The sequence below is a fragment of the Subsaxibacter sp. CAU 1640 genome, assembly GCF_023156585.1.
GTDB lineage: Bacteria > Bacteroidota > Bacteroidia > Flavobacteriales > Flavobacteriaceae > JBPOFM01.
Map to the genome: position 1 here is coordinate 347096 of NZ_JALNMI010000004.1, position 23298 is coordinate 370393.

The window sequence follows — 23298 nt, forward strand, 5'->3', positions numbered from 1 at the left end:
AAATTGATAACCTGTCAATTTTTATACAAAATATTGAAATTGATAAAACTTATTGAATCAACTATCTTCAACAAAAAACCTCTCCAGAAAATTCTGAAGAGGTCTAACCAACCTAAAGATTAATTAAATTAATCTTATACTTTACATTTTAGCCTTTAGGCAACAATACTTTGTCAATCACGTGAATCACACCATTAGATTGATTGACATCAGCAATTGTTACTTTAGCCGAATTTCCGTTTTCATCAGTAACATACACATCTTTTCCTTTTGCCCAAGCAGTCAAAGTTCCACCGCTCACGGTTTCTATTTTCGCTTTGCCATTTCCTTTTTTAATAAGTTCAGCAATATCATTTGCATTCCATTTTCCAGAAACCACGTGGTATTTCAAAACTGTTTGAAGTTTTTCTTTGTTTTCTGGTTTCAATAGTGTTTCAACTGTTCCTTTAGGTAAATTGTCAAAGGCAGCATTAGTAGGAGCGAATACTGTAAATGGTCCTTTGCTAGCCAGTACATCAACTAAATCTGCTGCTTTTACCGCTGCAACCAACGTTGTGTGGTCTTTAGAGTTCACTGCATTTTCAACAATATTTTTTGAAGGATACATTTCCGCACCTCCTACCATTTTGGTTTTCTCCATTTTGCTTTGTGCATTGAAATCTTGAGAAAAGAACAATGCAACTACGAAGATTGCAATACCTAATAATTTTTTCGTTTTCATAATAATTGTTTTAAGATTGTTTTGCCAATACCTACGTGATTAATGAATCAACGGTTTTACCTATTTCTGCTTTAACAAACAATTAACTTGAAAATCGAATTTTTGGAAGAATATTTGAATTGCTTTATTTAGTTATGAGCAATTTTTTGTATCTTAAGAACAGTTATTAGAAGCGAATGATTATGGAAGAAAGAGATTATATTAAAGTGTTTTCTGGTACGTTTATCATCGTACAGTTAGCTATGGACAGACTCGAAAGTGCAGGCATCAATGCCGTTGTAAAAGAAGAGTCTGGACTGGGCAGACATTCTGGTTTTAGTTCAGCGAATTCTGGCTATCAAGAATTATATGTTTCTCGAGAAGAGCTGGATTTTGCCATTCCGATTATTGAAGCTGTAAAAGCTGATTTGGAAGTATAAAAAAAGTCCTTTGAAAAGGACTTTTTATTTTAGGCAGTGACAGAATACATCTTGTCTCGCAATTCTTTTATTTTCTTGTCATCCATATATTCATCAAACGTCATATATCTATCAATGATACCGCTTGGTGTCAATTCGATGACTCGATTGGCAACCGTTTGAGCAAATTCATGATCGTGAGTTGTAAATAGAACTGTTCCTTTAAAGTTTTTCAATGAATTATTAAACGCTGTGATACTTTCCAAATCCAAGTGATTGGTCGGCTCATCAAGCATCAATACATTGGCTCTCATCATCATCATTCTGCTCAACATACAACGCACTTTTTCTCCTCCAGACAATACATTTGATGTTTTAAGCGCTTCTTCACCACTAAAAATCATCTTGCCCAAAAATCCTCGGATATACACTTCCTCGCGCTCTTCTTCGGTAGTTGCCCATTGACGCAACCAATCAACCAAGGTCAATTTGTTTTCGAAAAATTCGCTGTTATCCAAAGGTAAATAGGATTGTGTGGTTGTAATTCCCCAAGAATAAGTTCCTGCATCAGCCTTTTCATTTCCATTGATGATTTGATAGAATGCAGTGGTAGCTCTTGAATCTCTTGAATACACCACTACTTTATCACCTTTGTTCAAATTGATATCGATATTCTGAAATAACGTTTCTCCATCAGCAGAAGCTGCCAAACCTGAAACATTCAAAATTTGATCTCCAGCTTCTCTTTCACGCTCAAAAATAATGGCTGGATATCTACGGCTTGAAGGTTTGATGTCGGCAATGTTCAATTTGTCAATCATTTTCTTTCTACTTGTTGCTTGCTTTGACTTTGCAACGTTCGCAGAAAAACGACGAATAAACTCCTCCAATTCTTTCTTCTTCTCTTCAGCCTTTTTATTCTGTTGTGCACGCTGTCTCGCTGCTAATTGAGACGATTCATACCAAAATGTATAATTACCTGAATAGTGATTGATTTTTCCAAAATCGATATCAGAGATATGCGTACAAACCGAATCAAGAAAGTGCCTATCGTGCGAAACTACGATGACACAATTGTCATAATTTGCCAAAAATGTTTCTAACCAGTTGATGGTTTCGTAATCCAAGTCGTTGGTAGGCTCATCCATAATCAATACATCAGGATTGCCGAACAAGGCCTGCGCCAATAGCACACGGACTTTTTGTTTACCATCCATATCTTTCATCAGGGTATAATGAAATTCTTCCTTAATTCCCAAGTTTGAAAGCATCGCAGCAGCATCACTATCAGCGTTCCAACCGTTCATTTCTTCAAACTGAACTTGCAACTCACCAATTTTCTCTACATTTTCATCGCTATAATCGGCGTACAAAGCATCAATTTGAGTTTTTAAATTGAATAACGGCTTATTCCCCATCAACACAGTTTCTAAAACGGTGTGTTCATCATAAAGATTATGGTCTTGCTCTAAAACAGACATACGTTTTCCTGACTCAAGGTGCACATGCCCAGAAGTTGGATCCATTTTGCCAGATAATATCTTTAAAAACGTTGATTTACCTGAACCGTTGGCACCAATAATACCATAGCAATTGCCTTGATTAAAGATGGTATTGACCTCATCAAAGAGAACACGTTTACCAAACTGTACTGAAAGATTCGAAACTGATAACATAGACTGTTTAAATTTTTTGCAAAAGTAGTTAAAAGCTTCGATATCAAAAAACTTATAAAAATGCCCTAAAAACATTTAACAGCGCCTTAACAACTGTATCAGTCTACAAATTTTATTTTTGTTTATAAGTTTAAAGCTGACGGCCGCGCACATCATGATGATTCGAGTTTTATTATTATTGACACTATTCACACTTTTGGACTGTAAAGGCAATTCGGAAAGTGAGGATGGTTATGTTTATTTTGGAGGGGAAATCATCAATCCTAACAATGATTACGTGGTACTGAACAGTCCTGAAGACGAATCTGATACGTTGTATTTAGACCAAAACAATCGCTTTTTTGAAAAAATGCCTCTAGCCAAAGCTGGTTTGTACACTTTTATTCATGGAGGCGAATATCAAAGAATACTTTTTGAACCTTCTGATAGCATAATGATACGATTGAATACCATAGATTTTGACGAATCATTGGTGTTTACTGGAAATGGTGCCAGAAAAAACAACTATTTGATTGGTGTTTTTGTTGAAAATGAAAGTGACAACAAAAAATTCATGAAGCTGATGTGGGACATGGAACCTAAAAAGTTTGAAGAAGTCTTAATTGCAGATAGAGAAAAAAAGCTTGCAGAGCTTGACCAATTTTTAGCACAAAAAGAGTATTCACCACTTTTTAAAATGATTGCAAAGAGCAATATAAACTACGATTACTATTACAATAAAGAACTATATCCTTTTGGTTATTACGGTTATAATAATCTGATCCATTATAAGGATTTACCAGAAGGTTTTTATGATTTTCGGTCCGACGTAGAATATAATAATGAAGAACTGGCTGGTGTGATTCCATATTACAGATTCCTTTTTTATCATTTCAACAATTTGGCTTTAGGGAAATACTATGAAACGGCAACACATAATGTAGTTTTTGATAATAAATCAGCAGTTTATAATTTAGAGAAGTTACGTTTGATGGATAGTCTCATAGATAGTGACAAAATTAAAAATCACCTTTTAAAATATACGACGCGTGATTTTGTAACGGTCAGTCAAGATAGCTCTGAAATCAATGAAATGTTAAGTTTTTATTTGCAACGAAGCACCAGCGAAAGCGACAAAGACTATATTAAGAAATTGGTGAGTTCAGTGAAACGACTTAAAGCTGGTAATGTAGTGCCAAATATCAAGCTTATGGATGATAAAGATAATGAAGTAGAATTAGTGAGTCTTGTTAAACAACCGACGCTCATTTATTTTTGGTCATCCAACCTTCCGATGCTTTTAAGAAACAGTCATTATAAGGTCAAATCTTTGAAATCTAAATTTCCCCAAATGGATTTTATAGGCATTAATATCAATGATGATGATAAAACACATTGGGAAACAACTTTAACCCAATATAAATTTCCAACCACAGATGAATATCGTTTTGTCGATTCCAAAGAAGCCATGAACGACTTGGCAATTAATTCGGTGAATAGATCAATTTTAGTTGATAAAGATGGTAAAATCATTACTTCAAACGCCATGATATTTACTTCGGAATTTGAAGATGAATTGGCACAACTATTGCAAACAAAAAAGCTCACAAATAAATAGTGAGCTCTTTCAATTATAATTTTCTTAATTATTAATTTCCTTTCTTGTAATCAGCCAAGAATTTCTCTAAACCGATATCCGTCAAAGGATGGTTTAACAATCCTGTAATCGAACTCAAAGGACCTGTCATCACATCTGCGCCTAGTTTCGCACAGTCAATTACGTGCATTGTGTGACGAACAGAAGCAGCTAGAATTTCAGTGTCAAAGCCGTAGTTATCATAAATCATACGAATTTCGGCAATTAGGTTCAATCCATCTGTAGAAATATCGTCCAAACGGCCTATAAACGGTGAAACGTATGTTGCACCAGCTTTTGCAGCCAATAGAGCTTGTCCAGGAGAAAACACTAATGTCATATTGGTTTTGATACCTTTATCGCTGAAATATTTACAAGCTTTCACACCATCTTTTATCATCGGAAGCTTCACTACAATTTGATCGTGCAGGTCAGCCAACGCCTCACCTTCTTTCACCATTCCTTCAAAATCGGTTGCAATCACTTCTGCGCTGACATCACCATCAACAAGATTGCAAATATCTACGTAGTGCTTCAAAATGTTATTGGTACCAGTGATACCTTCTTTAGCCATGAGCGATGGGTTTGTGGTTACACCATCCAAAATCCCCATATCTTGTGCTTCCTTAATCTGCTCTAGATTAGCAGTATCGATAAAAAATTTCATTAGATATAATTTGTTTAAGTTGTGTTTTTAAAGTGATGCAAATTTACAACTTATAATGATTTTGCAACATTTTCTCATAAACTTTATCAGGAAGAATACGCTTCAAAACTATCGAGAATTTTTGCATAAACTCACCCACTTTATAATGGACTTTTGGTTTTTCGGTTAAAATGATTTCGTGAATTGCCTTCGCCATCAATAATGGATCTTTTCCTGAATCTACGTGTTCATCCATCAACTTTAAAGTATTGCCATATGGATTTTTATAAGGAGAATCATCCAATACTGGAGCGTGATAGCGGCCAGCAGCAATATTTGTGGCAAAATCACCAGGAGCAACATTGGTCATCTGGATGTTAAAATCCTTTATTTCCATTCGTATTGCTTCGGTTATCAACTCCAATGCACCTTTACTTGCGCTGTAAACGCCTCTATATGGTAAGCCCATATAACCTGCGATGGAGGTAATATTTATAATCAATCCTGAATTTTGTCGTCTCATTTGAGGCAAGACAGATTTGATAACATTGATAGGCCCGAAAAAATTGGTTTCAAAATTTCGTTTTATTTCTTCCATTGGAATTTCTTCCACAGGACCTGTAATTCCTGCGCCAGCGTTGTTGATGAGAACATCAAATCTTCCTTCCTTTTCGATGACAGTTGTGATGGCTTTTTCTATGGAAGCAACATCAGAGACATCGAGTTGCACCAATTCAAATGAGGTTTGAGCGTAACGCTCCGGATTTCTACTGGTTCCGTAAACCTTGAAATCTTTAGTTGATAAAAACTCGCCTATGGATTTTCCAATACCTGAAGAACCACCTGTTATCAATACAACTTTAGACATATTCAATTAAAAATTAACAATGAATGATGAACAATTTACAAATATGGCTAAAATAGGAAGAAGTTTTGATAGGGGTTCCTGCCTTCGCAGGAATTCAAAAAAAAAAAAAGGCAAGCTACCTACATCACACCGCTACGACCGTTTACCTTTGCTGCGTTCCCGCCCTGGAGGATTCAACAGGAGCTGGTTGTGTAGGACTTGCCGCTGCAAAGATACAATCTTTTAATACTTTCGCAATGATTTTTTAAACTGAATTTAATTAAATAACTTGCTTGAAAATTCAATCAAAGCTATGTCTTTCGCTAAACTTTTTACAATCACTGCCTTAAGCATTTTTTTATGGACCTGTGGTGATTCTGACCCTAAAAAAAACAATTTTTCAATAGCTACGGATGCTGAAAAAAACACTATTGAATTAGGAAAAACCCTTAAACTTTCCATTAACAACCCAACTAATCTAGAAATAACATCAGTTTCTTATCAATTGAATGGCGAAAAAATTTCTGAAAATTTCAAGGTGAATTCGAATTTGGGAGAACAAACCATCACTGCAAAAGTGACCTACGAAGACACTTCGGAAGAAGTTTCGACCAAAATCATCGTTTTAAACAATGAATCTCCGAAGATATATTCTTATAAAATCATTAACGAATATCCACACGACATCACATCATACACACAAGGACTGGAATTTCATAATGGTGAACTCTTCGAAAGTACAGGGCAATACGGTGAGTCAAAACTTCGCAAAGTGAATTACAAAACGGGTGAAGTTTTACAAAATATCAGTTTAACCAATCAGTTTTTTGCCGAAGGTTTAACCGTTTTAAATGACAAATTATATCAGTTGACTTGGCGCGAAAACACAGGTTTTATCTATGATGTGAAAACTTTGGAAAAGACTGGAACCTTCAAATACGGCAAAAGTAAAGAAGGTTGGGGATTGTGCAACGATGGCAGTAAGTTGTACAAATCAGACGGAACTGACAAAATCTGGACTTTGGATGCTAATAATTATACTGAACAAAATTTCATTCAGGTATATACCAATAACGGAAAAATTCCAAGTTTGAATGAATTGGAATGGATAGATGGCAAAATATACGCCAATATCTACCAACGTAATGGTGTTGCCATCATCAACCCTAAAAATGGTGCTGTTGAAGGTGTTATCGACTTTTCACCCTTAAAAGAATTGGTCACACAGCATCCGCAATTGGATGTTTTGAACGGTATAGCATACAATCCTCAAACGAACACCATTTTTGTGACTGGTAAGGATTGGGATAAATTATTTGAGGTCGAAGTATTTTTACAGCAATAAGATGCAAACTTTCGAAAAACATCATATCGTAGAACAAGAAGATTTGGACCATCTTAACCACGTCAACAATGTTCGGTATGTGCAATGGGTTCAAGATATTGCAGAAGCACATTGGAAGTCAAAAGCTTCCGAAGATATCCAAGAATCCTTCTTCTGGGTTCTTATGAAACATACCATCGAATACAAAAATGAAGCGATTCTTGGTGATGTTTTGAAAATGGTGACTTACGTCAAAAAATCTGAAGGTGTAACCTCTATTCGAATGGTTGAAATTTATGATGAAAACACCAACAAACTACTTGCAACTTCAGAAACAACGTGGTGCTTTATGAATGTTTCCTCAAAACGTCCTGCTCGAATTCCTAAAGAGATTGTCGATTTATTCAATTAATTTCAGTTTTGAATACTAATTCATTGTCCCAAAAGTTATATTTTTGACCATACTGATTTTTTATGAAAAGATTTCTATCATTCGCTATTACTATTTGTGTATTGATTCTTTGGAGCTCCTGCAGAAAGGATTTTGAGTTCGAACCAAGCACAGGCAACCTTCAATTTTCAAAAGACACTGTTTATCTCGATACGGTTTTTACAAGCATCGGTTCTAGCACCTACAATCTTAAAGTGTATAATAGAAGTGACAATGATATTGTGATTCCGACTGTTCGTTTGGGTCAAGGTCAGGCATCCAACTATCGATTGAATGTTGATGGAATGGCTGGCAAAGAATTTCAAAACATTGAGTTGCTTGCAAAAGATAGTATGTTCATTTTCATCGAAACCACCTTTGACATTCAAACCGTTGTAGCTGCAGACAACCAGTTTTTATATACCGATGCCATAGAATTTGATAGTGGTTCCAACTTGCAAAAAGTAGAACTGGTGACTTTAGTGAAAGATGCGGTGTTCATCTATCCAAATCGAAACTCCGAAGGCGTCATTGAAACCTTGACTTTTGATGTTGATGGAGATGGAACGGATGATGAAACCACATTGCAAGGCCGTTTTTTAGAAGATGATGAATTGACTTTTACCAATGAAAAACCGTATGTAATTTATGGTTATGCAGCTGTCGATGCAGGCGAAACCTTAACGATTGAAGCTGGTGCAAGAGTTCACTTTCACGCCAATTCGGGCTTGTTGGTCACTAACAATGCATCGTTGAAAGTGGAAGGAGCAATTAGTAATAATCCTGAATTGATGGAAAATGAGGTCATATTTGAAGGTGATCGTTTGGAACCTTTGTTTTCTGACATTCCTGGTCAATGGGGAACTATTTGGCTTTATAGCGGAAGTGTCGATAACCAAATCAATCACGCCACCATTAAGAATGCAACCGTTGGTATTTTGGCTGAAAATGATCAAGGTGCACCATTGGACAAATTGACTATTACAAACTCGCAAATTTATAATTCGAGTAACTTCGGCATTTTAGGTAGAGCTACGTCTATCACAGCCACTAACGTGGTCATTAATAAAGCTGGCCAATCTTCCTTCGCTGGAACGTACGGAGGAAAGTACAACTTTACGCATTGTACTATTGCCAACTATTGGACCAGTAGTTTCAGACAGTTTCCTGCCTTGTTTTTAAACAATTTTATTATTGATGAAAATAACGCAATTTTCACAAATGATTTGACAGAAGCTAATTTCAACAATTGTATCATTTACGGTAATGATAACCCGGAATTTATGTTGGAAGAAGATGACCATGCTGCATTCAACTTCAAATTTGCAAATTGTTTGATGCGTTTTCAGAATACCAACAACGTACCTACTGGTCCAAATTATGATTTCACCAACACAACTTTATACGAAGAAGTCATCTTAAATCAAGATCCAAAATTTAAGGATTCATCAAACAATAAAATGATGATCTGTAGTGATGAAGACTCTCCTGCTATTGGTCGAGGTGGTGATTTTATGGTTACTACTGATATTTTAGGCAACACCAGAACATCAATGCCAGATTTAGGTGCCTATAACGGCAGTAACTGTGAAGATTAATTTCAAAATATAGAAATAAAAAAACCTGCCATAGTTGACAGGCTTTTTTAATCGCTTTTTAGATTTAAGAAAATAATGGTTTCCCTTTCATCATTTCATTGACTTTTCCTCCGACAGCCTCTAAAGTTGAATCCTTATCATAGTTTTGAATCACTTCATCAATCAATTCAACAATCACTTCCATATCTTTCTCTTTCATCCCTCTAGTTGTGATGGCTGGAGTTCCGACACGAATACCAGAAGTGACAAACGGGGATTTATCATCAAAAGGGACCATGTTTTTATTGACCGTAATTTCAGCTTTAACCAAAGCCTGTTCCGCGTCTTTACCTGTTATATTTTTGTTTCTTAAATCAATCAGCATCATATGATTATCCGTACCTTCTGAAATGATGTTATATCCTTTAGACACAAAAGCAGCAGCCATAGCCTCTGCATTGGCTTTTACTTGTAACATATAGTGTAGAAAATCATCTGTTAACGCTTCACCAAATGCAATCGCTTTTGCAGCGATGATATGCTCCAAAGGCCCTCCTTGATTGCCCGGAAACACTCCAGAATCCAACAGGGACGACATCATCCGCAATTCACCTTTAGGGGTTTTCAAACCGAAAGGATTTTCAAAATCTTTACCCATCATAATCATACCACCTCTTGGCCCACGCAACGTTTTGTGTGTGGTCGTCGTTACAATATGGCAATGTGGCATTGGATCATTCAAAATTCCTTTGGCAATCAATCCTGCTGGATGTGAAATATCTGCCATCAAAATTGCTCCAACGCTATCAGCCACTTCCCTGAATTTCTTAAAATCCATATCACGAGAATAGGCAGAAGCTCCAGCGATGATCAATTTTGGCCGTTCTTTTTTTGCTGTATCGGCAAGTTTATCATAATCAATTCTTCCTGTTTCTTTATCAACACCATAAAATGATGGTTGATAAAGTTTTCCTGAAAAATTCACTGGAGATCCGTGTGTTAAATGACCTCCGTGTGATAAATCAAATCCTAAAATTTTATCACCAGGCTTAAGACACATTGAGTAAACTGCTGTATTGGCCTGACTGCCTGAATGTGGCTGTACATTGACATAACTAGCTCCAAACAAAGTTTTTGCTCTATCAATTGCCACTTGCTCTACTTCATCTACCACTTCGCAACCTCCATAATAACGCTTTCCAGGGTAACCTTCTGCATATTTATTGGTTAATACAGAACCTGCTGCCTCCATAACTTGATTGCTTACAAAATTTTCTGAAGCAATAAGCTCTAGTCCATGTAGTTGCCTTTCTTTTTCGGCTTCAATAAGTTCAAAAATCTGTTGGTCGCGTTGCATAATGTGTGTAGAATTAAAATTTTTTCAAAAATAAGAAAACCGTCAGTCAAATGCATTATAATTTGATTTTTTAGTTTGTCAACATTTGTATTCAAACGATGTTCAAAAAGACGCAGATTTTAAGGTTTTTTTTAGGTTTAAATTAAAAATATTATGTAGGTTTGACTACATTTAACAAACAACTCAACAACAACACTTATGCCTTTATCAGCTAACAATCCAGATAGAACATCGTGGCTTCACGTTGGGAAAAATTCAGATTTTCCTATTCAGAACATTCCTTTTGGGGTGTTTTTAACGCGTGATGACATCATAACCATCGGAACCCGAATAGGTGACACAGCAATAGACCTTGGCGCCTTACATCAATTGGGCTATTTTGATGGTATTCCACTGACTGATGATATTTTCTTACAAGACACTTTGAATGATTTCATTGCAGATGGGAGAAAAACCTGGAGAGCCGTTAGAAATAGAATTGCTGAAATTTTTGATAGCAACAACACAACATTAAAAAATAACACCAAACATAAAGAAATCGTTTGCTTTCGTCTTGATGAAATAGAGATGCAATTGCCTGTACAGATTGGTGATTACACAGATTTTTATTCAAGTTTGGAACACGCCACAAATGTTGGTACGATGTTTCGCGGAAAAGACAATGCCTTGATGCCAAACTGGCTTCACATTCCAGTAGGCTATCACGGAAGAAGCTCGTCTATCATCCCTTCTGGAATTCCTGTTCACAGACCACAAGGACAAACCATAGCTGATGGTGCTGAAGAACCTGTGTTTGGTCCTTCAAAATTAATCGATTTTGAATTGGAGATGGCATTTATCACAACAGATGCCAATGATTTGGGTGAGCCAATACCAGTTAACGAAGCCGAAGAATACATTTTTGGTCTGGTATTATTCAATGATTGGTCAGCTCGTGATATTCAAAAATGGGAATACGTGCCACTTGGACCATTTCTTGCAAAAAACTTTGCATCATCTATGTCTCCTTGGATTGTAACGCTCGATGCTTTAGAACCTTTTAAAGTGGAGAGCCCTAAACCATTGAAACCAGTGTTGCCTTACTTGCAATCAAAAGGTAAAAAAAGTTATGATATTAACCTTGAGGTTGCCATTAGACCTAAAGATGCCAAAGAAACCATCGTAAGCAAATCCAACTTCAAATATATGTATTGGAATATGTCTCAACAATTGGCGCATCATACTGTGAATGGCTGCCCAGTCAATTCTGGGGATATGATGGGCAGCGGCACCATTTCTGGTCCGACAGAAGATTCCTATGGTTCTATGCTAGAGCTGACCTGGAGAGGCGAAAAACCCTTAAAGATGAAAGATGGCACTGAACGTAAATTCATCAATGATTACGATACTGTGATTATGCGAGGACATTGTGAGAAAGATGGCACACGCATCGGTTTTGGTGAAGTATCAACGCAACTACTTCCAGTTTACAATCAGAAAAAGAAGAAAAAATAGTTAAAGCTTAAAGCCTGAAGATTAAAGCACGAAGAATTTAAATGTTTTTCGTGCTTTTTTATTTCTATTCGACAATCTAATTTCCATCGTCCAGCTTCAAACTTCAAGCTAAATTCAAAATTGGCACACCTTTTGGATTCTGATTATTATAAACCAATTAAATCCAGAATTATGAAAGCAAAATTACTCTTCGCAGCACTTGCACTACTGCTTGCATCTTGCAGCAGTAAAAAGCAAATTGAGAAAGCACTTCACTCTGGAAACTACGACCTAGCTATTGAAGATGCTTTAAGGAAACTTGAAAACAACAAAGACAAAGCCCGTAAACAAGATTTTGTCATTATGTTGGAAGATGCGTATTACAAAGCCGTTGACCGTGACCTGAATACCATCAATCACCTTAAAAAAGATGGTAACCCAGAAAATTTCAAAGCTATTTATGAGCGTTATTTAGATATGAACGCCAGACAAGAAGCCATCAAACCAGTTTTGCCTTTGCAAATTGGCGGAAAAGTTCTTAATCTGAAGTTTAGAGATTATAGTAATGACATCATAGCCTCAAGAAATAATCTTGCAGATTATATGTATAAAAAAGGCTTGGCCTTATTGGATTCTGATAATAAATTTGATATTAGAGAGTCTTATGAAATTTTTAGGTACATCGAACGAATTTATCCTAATTATGAAGATACCAGAAGTTTGATGGAAGAAGCATATCAATTGGGAAGGGATTTCGTGATTGTAACGATTGAAAATCAAACAAATCAAATCATTCCACAGCGTCTTGAAGACGATTTGTTGAACTTTGACACCTATGGCCTTAACCAATTTTGGACAGTATATCACGCTAACTTTGATAATGAAATTGATTATGATTATGCAATGCAATTACAGTTGAAACGCATCAATATTTCAGCAGATGAATTGCACGAAAAACAATTGTTAAAAGAAAAACGAATTGTTGATGGGTGGAAATATTTATTGGATGAAGATGGAAATGTGGCGAAAGACAGTTTAGGAAATGACATCAAAGTTGATAATATCATAAATGTAAAAGCACGATATTTTGAATTCAATCAATTCAAATCGACCCAAGTGATTGGAAATGTTGTGTACATCGACTTAAAACACAATCAAACGCTAGATGCGTTTGCTATAGATAGCCAATTCATATTTGAAAACAGATATGCAACTGTTCGAGGGGATAAAAGAGCGCTGGATAGAAATGAATTGGACCTGTTGAACGGAAGACATATTTTCTTCCCATCAGATGCCCAAATGGTTTATGATACTGGTGAAGACCTAAAATCAAAACTGAAACATATTATTGGTTCTTATAGAATAAGAGCTTAAGAATTAAAAACTCTCTATTTATTAGGGAGTTTTTTTTATATCCTTTAAAATTTTTTATCAAATTATGGTTTTCCGTTTGTTAGTTATGTGCAGAAAACTTACTTTTATCCATCACGAACCTTAAAAACTTAAACATGGAAGCATACTGTGTAAAATGTAAATCAAAAAAAGAAATGAAAAACGCTAAAGAAACCACAATGAAAAATGGTAGAAAAGCGATGAAAGGCGAATGCCCAACTTGCGGTACTGGCATGTTCAGAATCATGGGGAAATAATTTTCCTTCCTTTTTTGAAAGATTGAAACTCCCAATTTCCCATTGGGAGTTTTTTTATCCTATGATTCTATTTTAATACTAATGATGCATAGAGATATTCTCCAACTTCCTAACTTTTTTATCAGCCGGCTACTTTAGATAACTCCAAATCATTGATACTTCCATGGCTTGCGTGAGTAACCACTTCCCCACTCTTTATGACTATTAATTGCGGTGATTCATGTATCACTTTAAATTGCTCGGCTATGGTATTTGAAATATCACGATGACTCAACAAATCCAAATAATATAAATCTGCCTCATCTTCAGAAAGTTTATAATCTTTCTTAAAGTGTGAAATGACCATTCGGCTAATTCCGCAACGTGTGGAATGTTTAAAAATCAATTGTGGTCTGGTTTTAGATTGTTCAACAATTTTGTCCAATTGTGCTATATCATTCAAATCTATCCAAGGTATATTTTCAGTCTGTACTTTTTCGGCTGGTGAGCCACCAAATAGCATATCAAAAAATCCCATAATTATAGTTCTTTTATCATTCTCTTAACTGAAAAGCAATGTACTTTTCAGTAACTTTATGTCATCAGTCGAAACAACTTTCTAAACTTACAAAGTGACGAAACGTCACGTTATTTCTACAATTAAGCGACATTTTGTCTTGTGAATTCAAATGGTAAGATTGTTGCCTCATTCTGAATGTAAATTAAAACATAAAGAACAAAATTAACATATGAACTTTAATAATTATACTATAAAATCACAGGAAGCCATACAGCAAGCGCAACAACTGGCGCAGAGTCTTGGCAACCAGCAAATAGAAAATGAGCACATCTTCAAGGCTATTTTTGAAGTGGATGAGAATGTGTTACCGTTTCTTTTGAAAAAACTTAACGTCAATGTTGTGACGCTTGAGCAAGCTTTGGATAAACAATTGGAAAGTTTTTCTAAAGTTTCTGGTGGTGATATAATGCTTTCACGTGAGGCCAATAAAACCTTAAATGAAGCTTCTATCATAGCTAAAAAACTAAAAGATGATTACGTATCAATCGAACATTTGATTTTGGCAATTTTTAAATCAAACAGCAAAATTGCTCAAATGCTGAAAGACCAAGGTGTCACAGAAAAAGCATTACAAGCAGCAATTGATGAGCTTCGTCAAGGTGACCGCGTGACGTCTCAAAGTCAAGAGGAAACCTATAACAGCTTGAGCAAGTATGCCAAGAATTTAAATCAATTGGCAAAAGATGGCAAGCTAGACCCAGTCATCGGTCGTGATGAGGAAATCCGTAGAATCTTGCAAATCTTGTCGCGTCGTACCAAAAACAATCCGATTTTAGTTGGTGAACCTGGTACTGGTAAAACCGCTATTGCAGAAGGTTTGGCACATCGTATCGTAGATGGTGACGTTCCTGAAAATCTAAAGGACAAACAGATTTACGCCCTCGATATGGGAGCTTTGATTGCTGGCGCCAAATATAAAGGTGAGTTTGAAGAGCGCTTAAAAGCTGTCATCAAAGAAGTGACTTCCAGCGAAGGCGATATCGTCTTGTTCATTGACGAAATCCACACACTTGTTGGTGCTGGTGGTGGTCAAGGTGCTATGGACGCTGCGAACATCTTAAAACCAGCTTTGGCTCGAGGTGAGTTGCGAGCTATTGGTGCCACAACTCTTGATGAATACCAAAAGTATTTCGAAAAAGACAAAGCATTGGAGCGTCGTTTTCAAAAAGTAATGGTAGACGAGCCAGATACCGAAAGTGCCATCTCGATTTTGAGAGGTATCAAGGAAAAATACGAAACACATCATAAGGTTCGCATCAAGGACGAAGCGATTATAGGTGCGGTGGAATTGTCAGAACGCTACATCACAAATCGTTTTCTTCCGGATAAGGCTATTGATTTGATGGATGAAGCCGCGTCCAAACTTCGTATGGAGATCAATTCCAAGCCAGAGGAACTGGATGTTTTGGATAGAAAGATTATGCAGTTGGAAATTGAGATTGAAGCCATTAAGCGAGAAAAAGACGAAGCAAAGTTGAAAACGCTTCGCAATGAGTTGGCAAATTTGAAAGAAGACAGAGCTGAAATTTTCGCCAAATGGAAAACTGAAAAAGATGTGGTGGACAATATTCAGAATACCAAATCTGACATTGAAAACTTTAAACTTGAAGCAGAACGTGCCGAACGTGATGGTGATTATGGAAAAGTAGCCGAAATCCGATACGGTAAAATCAAGGAAGCCCAAGAAAAGTTGGATGCTTTGCAAAAAGAATTGCAAGAAACCCAATCAGGAAACTCCTTGATAAAAGAGGAAGTAACGTATGAAGATATTGCCGAAGTGGTCGCCAAATGGACTGGCATTCCAGTAACCAAAATGCTTCAGAGTGATAGAGATAAGCTTCTGAATCTTGAAAATGAATTGCATAAACGTGTTGTTGGTCAAGAAGAAGCCATTCAAGCAGTCAGTGATGCTGTAAGACGAAGTAGAGCCGGTTTACAAAACGCTCAAAAACCAATTGGAACATTCCTGTTCCTCGGAACTACAGGTGTTGGTAAAACTGAATTGGCAAAAGCCTTGGCTGAATACTTATTTGACGATGAAAATGCGATGACACGTATTGATATGAGTGAATATCAAGAACGTCACGCGGTGAGCAGATTGGTTGGTGCGCCTCCAGGATATGTTGGTTATGACGAAGGCGGACAATTGACGGAAGCCGTGAGGAGAAAGCCGTATTCCGTTATTCTATTGGATGAAATAGAAAAGGCGCATCCTGATACTTTCAACATTTTGTTGCAAGTTTTGGATGAAGGACGTTTGACAGATAACAAAGGACGATTGGCAGACTTTAAAAACGCAATTATCATCATGACCTCCAATATGGGAAGTCATTTGATTCAAGAGCGATTTGAAGCAACAAAAGATATCGAAACCGCTATGGAAGCTGCAAAGGTTGATGTTCTAGGACTTTTGAAACAAAGTGTAAGACCAGAATTTTTAAACCGTATCGATGATATTGTAATGTTTACGCCTTTAACTAAAAAGGATATCACAGAGATTGTTGGATTACAGTTGAAAGGATTAACCAAAATGCTGGCAAAACAAGGCATCACATTTGATGCAACGGCAGAAGCCACGGAATATCTTGCAGCCAAAGGTTACAATCCCGAATATGGTGCACGTCCCGTAAAACGAGTGATCCAGAAAGAAGTATTAAATGAATTAAGTAAAGAATTGCTTTCTGGCAATATAAAGACGGATAGCATCATTCTGTTGGATTCATTTGACGATAAATTGGTGTTCAGAAATCAAGAACTCTTGGTTGATGAACAGCAATAATATAAAACCCAGCCCCTTAACCAAGGCTTGGTAGTTTAGTAGTTTTTTCATAATAATTTGGTTGGTTAGTGAAGGGCAGCATGATTTTCGAGAGAAAGGAGTGCTGTTCTTTTTTTTGTGCTGAAGTCAGACGATAGCAGTTAAAAATGTTAAACATTTTCTAATTTTTGAATTGAATCAATCTTTTGACCGTTATCGCTCGTAATTAAAATAGAGCGAGATTATCTTTAGCCCAATTATTTGAAGAGATTAAACTCCTCAAACTAAATTGTTTAAAATTTACAACAAAATAATGATGTTACCGTTCATCTAAAAAACCTTTTGTTTCTTTCTAAAATAAACCGTTTATCGTAGTTTTGCTACCACTTAACCTATAATTAAATGAAAATTAATAGCTATATAGACCACACGGCCTTAAAACCCACTACCACCGAACGAGATATCATCAACTTGTGCAACGAAGCCAAGCAAAATCAGTTCTATTCTGTTTGTATAAGTAGTTGCTACGTTCCGTTGGCCAAACAACTGGTATCCAAATCTTCTGTAAAAGTATGCGCAACGGTAGGCTTTCCTCTTGGAAGCGCATCAACGCAAGCTAAAGTTGCCGAAGCAAAACAGGCAGTTAATGATGGTGCTGACGAAATTGATATGGTTATCAATATTGGCTATTTGAAAAGCAAGAACCACGTGGCTGTGTTCAAAGATATTTCTGATGTCAAATCTGCAATCGGAAAAATTCCTTTGAAAGTCATTCTTGAAATCAGCGAACTTTCTAAAAACGAAATCATCAAGGCGTGCGAAATCTGTATGGATGCTAACGTAGATTTTATCAAGACCTCTACCGGTTTTTCTAAAGGCGGAGCAACTCTTACTGCCGTTAAAATCATCCGCAAAACAGTTCGCAACAGTGCCAAAATTAAAGCTTCAGGCGGTATTCAAGACTTTGAAACTGCGGTTAAATACATCGACGCCGGTGCCAACAGAATTGGAACCTCGTCTGGTATTGCTATACTTTCTGGAGAATTGTCCACCCAAGATTATTAAATGCGTATCTTTGATGATGATTAATGTCATCATATGAGCGTACACATCGAAGCCAAAAAAGGCGACATTGCTGAAACCATTCTGCTACCCGGCGACCCTTTAAGAGCCAAATGGATTGCTGAAACTTTCCTGGAAAATCCTGTTTGTTTCAATAAAGTAAGAAATATGTTTGGCTATACCGGCACGTATAACGGCAAACGTATTTCTACAATGGGAACAGGAATGGGCGTGCCTAGCATCTCTATTTACGCACACGAACTTATCAATGAATATGGTGTTAAAAACCTCATTCGTGTGGGAAGCGCTGGCTCTTATCAAAAGCACGTTGAGATTCGAGATATTGTTCTAGCAATGGCTGCTTCGTCCAATTCTGGTGTGAATGAATTGCGTTTTGGTGGTGCTGACTATGCTCCTACGGCCAACTTCGGATTGCTTCAAAAAGCGGTTGAAGCTGCAAATGCAAAGAACATTCCACTGAAAGCTGGAAATGTCTTTACTTCGGATGAGTTTTACGCAGATGATTTTGAATCTTACAAAAAATGGAGCAAATTTGGTGTGCTTTGTGTCGAAATGGAGACAGCCGGATTGTATACTGTGGCAGCGAAACATAATGTCAATGCCTTGAGTATCCTGACCATTTCAGATTCTTTGGTGACTGGTGAAAGAACCTCTTCCAAAGAACGTGAAACGACTTTTAAAGAGATGATTGAAATTGCCCTCGAATTGGCTTAATCCATAACAAACAAAAAACACGTATTCAGATGAAACAATTAATTTTAGTGCTAACACTTATAACTTCCTTCACTACCTTTTCTCAAAATATCGCACTTAATAAAAATTCAGAAGTCACCACCTACTACTTTATTCGTCACGCTGAAAAAGATCAAAGCAACAGTGCAGATAAAAATCCTCATTTGTCGAAAGAAGGTCTTGACAGAGCTGTCAACTGGAGCACAATTCTTGGCAATGTAAAATTTGATGCCATTTATTCTACCGATTATCATCGCACCAACGAAACAGCAGCACCTGCTCTAAAAAAGAATAAACTTTACATCACATCATACGAATTTCCTAAAATCATTCAGGAGGTGGATGCCTTTTTGAAGGAAACCAAAGGAAAGAATATTCTAATTGTTGGTCACAGCAACACCACTCCTGTATTTGCAAATGCCATCATCGGTTATAAGAAGTACGAAAATATGAGTGAAGATAATTACGGTAATCTGTACATCGTTACGATTGTTGACGGAAAGGTCACTGATACTGTACTGAACATCAATTAAAACTCACGTTTTTCAATTCTATTTTTGAAAGGAGTTCCAATTGATTCTTTTGGAACAAATCATCTAAATTTTCCAGACGTGTATTGTCGGTTGTCGGTTTGTAATTGTTGTAATCCACAAATCGTACACCGTCGATATAGCGTTCATTATAAGCTTCTCTAAATCGAAGTCCTTTCCCATCATCTTCATTATAGGAATACGCCAAATAATCAATGTTGAAGGTTTTCTGATTCACCCAATAGATAAACACATCTTCAAAGTCCTCTCCTCCTCCATTTTCATCAAACGTTACCTGAATCTTATAATAATTTTTATCCATGATGGTTGCTTCTCCCAAATAAATTTTATTAACCGCTTTGCCATCCAAACCAGAAGGCAACACCGCAAAATAATGCACCGAATTGACCGAAGCCGAGTACTTTGTCGCCATCGAATCTGCGACAGCGACAAGGCTATCATTGATGTAGCGTTCAAATCCTTTATTGCCCAAATAATCGTGAATCAAACTATCACCTTGTTTAAACTGTCGCTGCAATTGAAATTTTCCTTGGGTTCTGGCAGCGATGTAATGCTTATCTCTAAAGTCAAAAGAGAGTACGGCGTTGTCCAATTTCTTGACTCCTGAAGCGTTGATGGCTTTTTGAATGACCTCATCAGCATCAATTAATTTCTTTTCTTCAGATTTACAATTGAACAACATCAAAGCAATCAAACAAAACGATAGATATTTCATAGCATAGTGCGTTAGTGGGTGTCTTACAAAACTACCAATTACTTTACTGTATCGTTTAAAAAGTTATCTTAAATTATTTACCTTTGCCCTCCATGCAAAAAAACATCAACATACTCAACAAGAAAGCGCGATTTGCCTACGAAATTCTAGACAAATACACGGCTGGTATTGTGCTGACTGGTACTGAAATTAAATCCATCCGTAGCAGTAAGGCATCGATTGCCGAGAGTTTTTGTGAGTTTAATGATGCTGGCGAGTTGTTCGTTATCAATATGACGATTGAGGAGTATGCTTTTGGAACGCACTACAATCATCTTCCGAAGGCGGAACGCAAACTGCTTCTTAACAAACGAGAACTCAAATCACTTCAAAAAGAGGTGAACATTAAAGGGAATGCCATCATTCCGTTGCGATTGTTTATCAATGAAAAGGGCTACGCCAAGCTTGAAATCGCTCTTGCGAAAGGGAAAAAACTCTACGATAAGCGTGAGACCATCAAAGACCGCGACAATAAGCGCAATCTCGACCGTATCAAAAAGATCTACAAGTAATTTTAGGATTTCGCTAACAGCACCAACCCATTTTATTGGTTATGTTTGAATTTCAATAGGCAACCTTTCTCCTGAAATGTGCGTCTATACTAACAGAACCATCACACTATGACGAAAACTCTACTGACTACGCTCCTATTTTTTATGTCGATAATTGCCTTTTCACAAGTGAAAGGTACCATCACAGATATCAACAACAAACCACTCCCTTCGGTGAATATTTATATCGAAAACACCTTCACCGGAACCACTACCAACGAGGCTGGTAACTATGTGTTGAACATTACTTCCACTGGAGACTATCGTATTGTATTTCAGTATTTAGGATATAAGACCTTAAAGAAAAACATCAGCATTGATCAACTGCCATATACACTTGATGTGCAGCTTGTTGAGGAAGAGATTTCACTCAATGAAGTGGTGATTAATTCTGATGAGAATCCTGCGGATAAGATCATCCGTCAAGCGATTGAACATCGGAAGGAAAACCTCGAAAAAATCAATTCATACAAAGCCGATTTCTACTCACGCGGCTTGATTCGCATTAAGGACGCTCCTGAAAAAATCTTGGGGCAGGAAATTGGCGATCTTGGCGGCGGACTCGATTCTACGCGAAGCGGTATCATCTATCTGTCGGAAACCATTTCTAAAATTGAGTTCTTGCGTCCGGATAAGTTGAAAGAAAAAATTACCGCGAGCAAGGTCGCTGGCGATGATAGCGGTTTTAGTTTCAACACGGCTGTGGATGTCGATTATAATTTCTACGAAAATACCATAGAGCTGGGCAGCCAGATGATTTCACCCATCGCCAACAACGCTTTTGGCTACTATCGTTATAAGTTGGAAGGCGTTTTTTACGATGACAAAGGCCATCTCATCAACAAAATCAAAGTCACGCCACGTCGTGAGAACGATCCTGTGTACTCTGGATTTATCTATATTGTGGAAGACCAATGGACCATCTATGCGCTCGAACTCGAAATGACAGGCATCCAAGCGCGTATTCCGGCGGCCGATTTTATCCAGATTCAGCAGGACTTTTCTTTTTCGGAGAGTGCTGGTGTTTGGGCAAAAATCTCTCAAACCATCGACTTTAAATACGGCATTTTCGGTATTAAGGGCGACGGTAGGTTTACCTACGTGTACAGCAATTATGTGTTCAACACACCTTTGACCAAAAAAGATTTCGGGCGAGAAATACTCTCTTTTGCCGATGAGGCGAACAAGAAAGATTCTCTCTATTGGAAAACCATTCGCCCTGTGCCATTGACATCCGAAGAAATCAATGATTACGTAAAGAAAGATAGCATCCAGATTGTGCGCGAGTCGAAGACCTACAAAGACTCGGTAGATGCCGTGAACAACAAGTTTAAGTTTGGTGATCTTTTGGGCGGCTATAATTACAGCAATACCTATAAAGAATATAGTTGGGGCATCTCCTCCCCTTTGACGACGCTCACTTTTAACACCGTGCAGGGCTGGAATGCCGATGTGGGCGGCTACTACCGTAAAAACTACGACAAATTCAAGCGCTATCTGTCTATAGGCGGTTCGGTCAACTACGGTTTTAACGATGACCGCTTGCGTGGTACGGTGGGTGCCACCTATAAATTCAACAATACCAGCCGCGCGTATCTCTCGGTTTCGGGTGGTGTCACCACGGCGCAGTTTAATGCCAGTGAGCCCATCAGCAGGCCCATCAACACGTCGTTTTCTTTGTTTGCAGAGGAGAATTTTATGAAACTCTACGACCGCAGTTTTGCGCAGGTGTCCTATGCCGAAGAGTTGTTCAACGGTTTTAGGTTGAGCTCCACTTTGAGCTATAACCGCAGGAAGGCGCTTTTCAATACCACCGACCAGGCTTGGTATCCGCAGGATGATAGAGACTATACCAGCAACAATCCGCTGGATGCGACGGCGTATGGTGTGGCACCGTTTGAGACGCACAACATTGTGAAGCTCGATGTCAATGCCAGCATCCGCTTTGGGCAAGATTATTTCAGTTATCCCGATGGTAAGTTCAACATTCCTGATGATGATTACCCTACCCTTTACGTGGGTTACGAAAAAGGTTTTGCAGCGAGCAATTCTGACTACAACTTTGACCAGGTAAAGCTACGTGTGGCGCAGGGATTTAGCATCAAGGACAAGGGACGCTTTAATTATAACCTCAAAGCTGGTAAGTTTTTTGGCGCTGATGACATTGCCTTTATGGATTATCACCACTTTAACGGCAACCAGACGCATTTTGGCACGGGTACTTACCTAGATGTCTTTAATAATTTGCCTTATTATGCGTTGAGCACCAATGATGCCTATGTCGAGCTGCACACGGAGCACGATTTTAACGGCTTTCTTCTTGGCAAACTGCCGCTTATCAACAAGCTCAACTTTAATTTGATTGTGGGTGCGCACGCACTCGCCACGCCCGATACGAAGCCATACCAAGAATACACGGTGGGGATTGACAACATAGGTTGGGGCAAGTTCCGCTTTTTGCGTGTGGACTATGTGCGCAGCTATATGGGCGGATTTGTGAATGATGCGTGGGTGTTTGGGATTAAATTCTTCTGAAATTAATGATTGACGATTAATGATGAGTGATTGTTGATTTAAGATTGCTGAAACATAGCCAC

General features: G+C 37.6%; 21 protein-coding genes and 1 other RNA gene. 14 read left to right on the forward strand and 8 right to left on the reverse strand.

What is annotated here, in order from left to right; all coding sequences use genetic code 11:
* Nucleotides 1-148: 148 nt before the first annotated feature.
* On the reverse strand, nucleotides 149-721 hold the full coding sequence (locus M0G43_RS11535) for a fasciclin domain-containing protein (protein ID WP_248026665.1): 573 nt from the start codon (nucleotides 719-721) through the stop codon (nucleotides 149-151).
* 182 nt (nucleotides 722-903) lie between these two features.
* Here M0G43_RS11535 and M0G43_RS11540 point away from each other — a divergent pair, with 182 nt between their 5' ends.
* Nucleotides 904-1140, forward strand: a complete 237-nt coding sequence (locus M0G43_RS11540) for a DUF2007 domain-containing protein (RefSeq protein ID WP_248026666.1) — start codon at nucleotides 904-906, stop codon at nucleotides 1138-1140.
* 29 nt (nucleotides 1141-1169) lie between these two features.
* Here the strand turns inward: M0G43_RS11540 and M0G43_RS11545 are convergent, their stop codons facing one another.
* Entirely contained in the window at nucleotides 1170-2795 is a 1626-nt protein-coding gene (locus M0G43_RS11545) for an ABC-F family ATP-binding cassette domain-containing protein (RefSeq protein WP_248026667.1), read from the reverse strand.
* 118 nt (nucleotides 2796-2913) lie between these two features.
* On the opposite strand from M0G43_RS11545, the gene M0G43_RS11550 reads away from it, so the two are divergent.
* Entirely contained in the window at nucleotides 2914-4392 is a 1479-nt protein-coding gene (locus tag M0G43_RS11550) for a TlpA family protein disulfide reductase (protein WP_248026668.1), read from the forward strand.
* Nucleotides 4393-4423: 31 nt separating this feature from the next.
* Here the strand turns inward: M0G43_RS11550 and fsa are convergent, their stop codons facing one another.
* The 3 genes from fsa to ffs form a co-directional block, all read right to left on the reverse strand.
* Nucleotides 4424-5077: a fructose-6-phosphate aldolase gene (gene fsa, locus M0G43_RS11555; RefSeq protein WP_248026669.1), complete on the reverse strand. Its 654-nt coding sequence runs from the start codon at nucleotides 5075-5077 to the stop codon at nucleotides 4424-4426.
* A gap of 43 nt (nucleotides 5078-5120) precedes the next feature.
* Nucleotides 5121-5924 carry an SDR family oxidoreductase gene (locus M0G43_RS11560; protein ID WP_248026670.1) on the reverse strand — a complete coding sequence of 268 codons (804 nt, stop codon included), beginning with the start codon at nucleotides 5922-5924 and terminating at the stop codon, nucleotides 5121-5123.
* A gap of 105 nt (nucleotides 5925-6029) precedes the next feature.
* An RNA gene (ffs, locus tag M0G43_RS11565) (signal recognition particle sRNA small type) lies at nucleotides 6030-6128 on the reverse strand.
* Nucleotides 6129-6216: 88 nt separating this feature from the next.
* Between ffs and M0G43_RS11570 the strand changes: the two genes are divergently transcribed.
* The 3 genes from M0G43_RS11570 to M0G43_RS11580 all read left to right on the forward strand — a co-directional run bounded on the left by M0G43_RS11570 (nucleotide 6217) and on the right by M0G43_RS11580 (nucleotide 9255).
* A complete protein-coding gene (locus tag M0G43_RS11570; protein ID WP_248026671.1) occupies nucleotides 6217-7248 on the forward strand; it encodes a glutaminyl-peptide cyclotransferase in 1032 nt (343 codons plus the stop codon).
* A 1-nt stretch (nucleotide 7249) separates the two neighbouring features.
* Nucleotides 7250-7639: an acyl-CoA thioesterase gene (locus M0G43_RS11575; RefSeq protein WP_248026672.1), complete on the forward strand. Its 390-nt coding sequence runs from the start codon at nucleotides 7250-7252 to the stop codon at nucleotides 7637-7639.
* 62 nt (nucleotides 7640-7701) lie between these two features.
* Nucleotides 7702-9255, forward strand: a complete 1554-nt coding sequence (locus M0G43_RS11580; RefSeq protein ID WP_248026673.1) for a right-handed parallel beta-helix repeat-containing protein — start codon at nucleotides 7702-7704, stop codon at nucleotides 9253-9255.
* Between the two features lie 64 nt (nucleotides 9256-9319).
* On the opposite strand, the gene glyA is transcribed toward M0G43_RS11580, so the two are convergent.
* A complete protein-coding gene (gene glyA / locus M0G43_RS11585; protein ID WP_248026675.1) occupies nucleotides 9320-10591 on the reverse strand; it encodes a serine hydroxymethyltransferase in 1272 nt (423 codons plus the stop codon).
* Between the two features lie 198 nt (nucleotides 10592-10789).
* Between glyA and fahA the strand changes: the two genes are divergently transcribed.
* The 3 genes from fahA to M0G43_RS11600 all read left to right on the forward strand — a co-directional run bounded on the left by fahA (nucleotide 10790) and on the right by M0G43_RS11600 (nucleotide 13713).
* Complete coding sequence (gene fahA, locus M0G43_RS11590; protein ID WP_248026676.1) at nucleotides 10790-12085, forward strand: fumarylacetoacetase; 1296 nt, start codon at nucleotides 10790-10792, stop codon at nucleotides 12083-12085.
* A 171-nt stretch (nucleotides 12086-12256) separates the two neighbouring features.
* Nucleotides 12257-13438 (forward strand): hypothetical protein, encoded by a 1182-nt coding sequence (locus M0G43_RS11595; RefSeq protein ID WP_248026677.1) that lies wholly within the window; start codon nucleotides 12257-12259, stop codon nucleotides 13436-13438.
* A 134-nt stretch (nucleotides 13439-13572) separates the two neighbouring features.
* Entirely contained in the window at nucleotides 13573-13713 is a 141-nt protein-coding gene (locus M0G43_RS11600) for a DUF5679 domain-containing protein (protein WP_262917175.1), read from the forward strand.
* 121 nt (nucleotides 13714-13834) lie between these two features.
* Here the strand turns inward: M0G43_RS11600 and ytxJ are convergent, their stop codons facing one another.
* Nucleotides 13835-14230, reverse strand: a complete 396-nt coding sequence (ytxJ, locus tag M0G43_RS11605) for a bacillithiol system redox-active protein YtxJ (protein WP_248026679.1) — start codon at nucleotides 14228-14230, stop codon at nucleotides 13835-13837.
* 211 nt (nucleotides 14231-14441) lie between these two features.
* Here ytxJ and clpB point away from each other — a divergent pair, with 211 nt between their 5' ends.
* From clpB to M0G43_RS11625, 4 genes are all read left to right on the forward strand, one after another.
* The gene (gene clpB, locus M0G43_RS11610; protein WP_248026680.1) at nucleotides 14442-17051 is read left to right on the forward strand and encodes an ATP-dependent chaperone ClpB; all 2610 of its coding nucleotides are present in this window, start codon (nucleotides 14442-14444) and stop codon (nucleotides 17049-17051) included.
* 381 nt (nucleotides 17052-17432) lie between these two features.
* Nucleotides 17433-18095, forward strand: a complete 663-nt coding sequence (deoC, locus tag M0G43_RS11615; protein WP_248026681.1) for a deoxyribose-phosphate aldolase — start codon at nucleotides 17433-17435, stop codon at nucleotides 18093-18095.
* A 33-nt stretch (nucleotides 18096-18128) separates the two neighbouring features.
* Nucleotides 18129-18827, forward strand: coding sequence for a purine-nucleoside phosphorylase (gene deoD, locus M0G43_RS11620; protein WP_248026682.1), 699 nt, complete (start codon nucleotides 18129-18131; stop codon nucleotides 18825-18827).
* A gap of 29 nt (nucleotides 18828-18856) precedes the next feature.
* The gene (locus tag M0G43_RS11625; protein WP_248026684.1) at nucleotides 18857-19378 is read left to right on the forward strand and encodes a phosphoglycerate mutase family protein; all 522 of its coding nucleotides are present in this window, start codon (nucleotides 18857-18859) and stop codon (nucleotides 19376-19378) included.
* Here the strand turns inward: M0G43_RS11625 and M0G43_RS11630 are convergent.
* Nucleotides 19371-20111, reverse strand: coding sequence for a DUF6503 family protein (locus tag M0G43_RS11630; RefSeq protein ID WP_248026685.1), 741 nt, complete (start codon nucleotides 20109-20111; stop codon nucleotides 19371-19373). The two genes, M0G43_RS11625 and M0G43_RS11630, sit on opposite strands and share 8 nt — an antisense overlap.
* Before the next feature lie 92 nt (nucleotides 20112-20203).
* On the opposite strand from M0G43_RS11630, the gene smpB reads away from it, so the two are divergent.
* Complete coding sequence (gene smpB / locus M0G43_RS11635) at nucleotides 20204-20662, forward strand: SsrA-binding protein SmpB (RefSeq protein ID WP_248026686.1); 459 nt, start codon at nucleotides 20204-20206, stop codon at nucleotides 20660-20662.
* A gap of 108 nt (nucleotides 20663-20770) precedes the next feature.
* Complete coding sequence (locus M0G43_RS11640) at nucleotides 20771-23236, forward strand: DUF5686 and carboxypeptidase regulatory-like domain-containing protein (RefSeq protein WP_248026687.1); 2466 nt, start codon at nucleotides 20771-20773, stop codon at nucleotides 23234-23236.
* Nucleotides 23237-23298 lie beyond the last annotated feature (62 nt).

What these genes read in the sequence shown, in the direction of transcription:
- M0G43_RS11535 (WP_248026665.1), bottom strand. Translation starts at nt 721, where the DNA reads ATGAAAACGAAAAAATTATTAGGTATTGCAATCTTCGTAGTTGCATTG.
- M0G43_RS11540 (WP_248026666.1), top strand. Translation starts at nt 904, where the DNA reads ATGGAAGAAAGAGATTATATTAAAGTGTTTTCTGGTACGTTTATCATC.
- M0G43_RS11545 (WP_248026667.1), bottom strand. Translation starts at nt 2,795, where the DNA reads ATGTTATCAGTTTCGAATCTTTCAGTACAGTTTGGTAAACGTGTTCTC.
- fsa (WP_248026669.1), bottom strand. Translation starts at nt 5,077, where the DNA reads ATGAAATTTTTTATCGATACTGCTAATCTAGAGCAGATTAAGGAAGCA.
- M0G43_RS11560 (WP_248026670.1), bottom strand. Translation starts at nt 5,924, where the DNA reads ATGTCTAAAGTTGTATTGATAACAGGTGGTTCTTCAGGTATTGGAAAA.
- M0G43_RS11570 (WP_248026671.1), top strand. Translation starts at nt 6,217, where the DNA reads ATGTCTTTCGCTAAACTTTTTACAATCACTGCCTTAAGCATTTTTTTA.
- M0G43_RS11575 (WP_248026672.1), top strand. Translation starts at nt 7,250, where the DNA reads ATGCAAACTTTCGAAAAACATCATATCGTAGAACAAGAAGATTTGGAC.
- M0G43_RS11580 (WP_248026673.1), top strand. Translation starts at nt 7,702, where the DNA reads ATGAAAAGATTTCTATCATTCGCTATTACTATTTGTGTATTGATTCTT.
- glyA (WP_248026675.1), bottom strand. Translation starts at nt 10,591, where the DNA reads ATGCAACGCGACCAACAGATTTTTGAACTTATTGAAGCCGAAAAAGAA.
- fahA (WP_248026676.1), top strand. Translation starts at nt 10,790, where the DNA reads ATGCCTTTATCAGCTAACAATCCAGATAGAACATCGTGGCTTCACGTT.
- M0G43_RS11595 (WP_248026677.1), top strand. Translation starts at nt 12,257, where the DNA reads ATGAAAGCAAAATTACTCTTCGCAGCACTTGCACTACTGCTTGCATCT.
- M0G43_RS11600 (WP_262917175.1), top strand. Translation starts at nt 13,573, where the DNA reads ATGGAAGCATACTGTGTAAAATGTAAATCAAAAAAAGAAATGAAAAAC.
- ytxJ (WP_248026679.1), bottom strand. Translation starts at nt 14,230, where the DNA reads ATGGGATTTTTTGATATGCTATTTGGTGGCTCACCAGCCGAAAAAGTA.
- clpB (WP_248026680.1), top strand. Translation starts at nt 14,442, where the DNA reads ATGAACTTTAATAATTATACTATAAAATCACAGGAAGCCATACAGCAA.
- deoC (WP_248026681.1), top strand. Translation starts at nt 17,433, where the DNA reads ATGAAAATTAATAGCTATATAGACCACACGGCCTTAAAACCCACTACC.
- deoD (WP_248026682.1), top strand. Translation starts at nt 18,129, where the DNA reads ATGAGCGTACACATCGAAGCCAAAAAAGGCGACATTGCTGAAACCATT.
- M0G43_RS11625 (WP_248026684.1), top strand. Translation starts at nt 18,857, where the DNA reads ATGAAACAATTAATTTTAGTGCTAACACTTATAACTTCCTTCACTACC.
- M0G43_RS11630 (WP_248026685.1), bottom strand. Translation starts at nt 20,111, where the DNA reads ATGAAATATCTATCGTTTTGTTTGATTGCTTTGATGTTGTTCAATTGT.
- smpB (WP_248026686.1), top strand. Translation starts at nt 20,204, where the DNA reads ATGCAAAAAAACATCAACATACTCAACAAGAAAGCGCGATTTGCCTAC.
- M0G43_RS11640 (WP_248026687.1), top strand. Translation starts at nt 20,771, where the DNA reads ATGACGAAAACTCTACTGACTACGCTCCTATTTTTTATGTCGATAATT.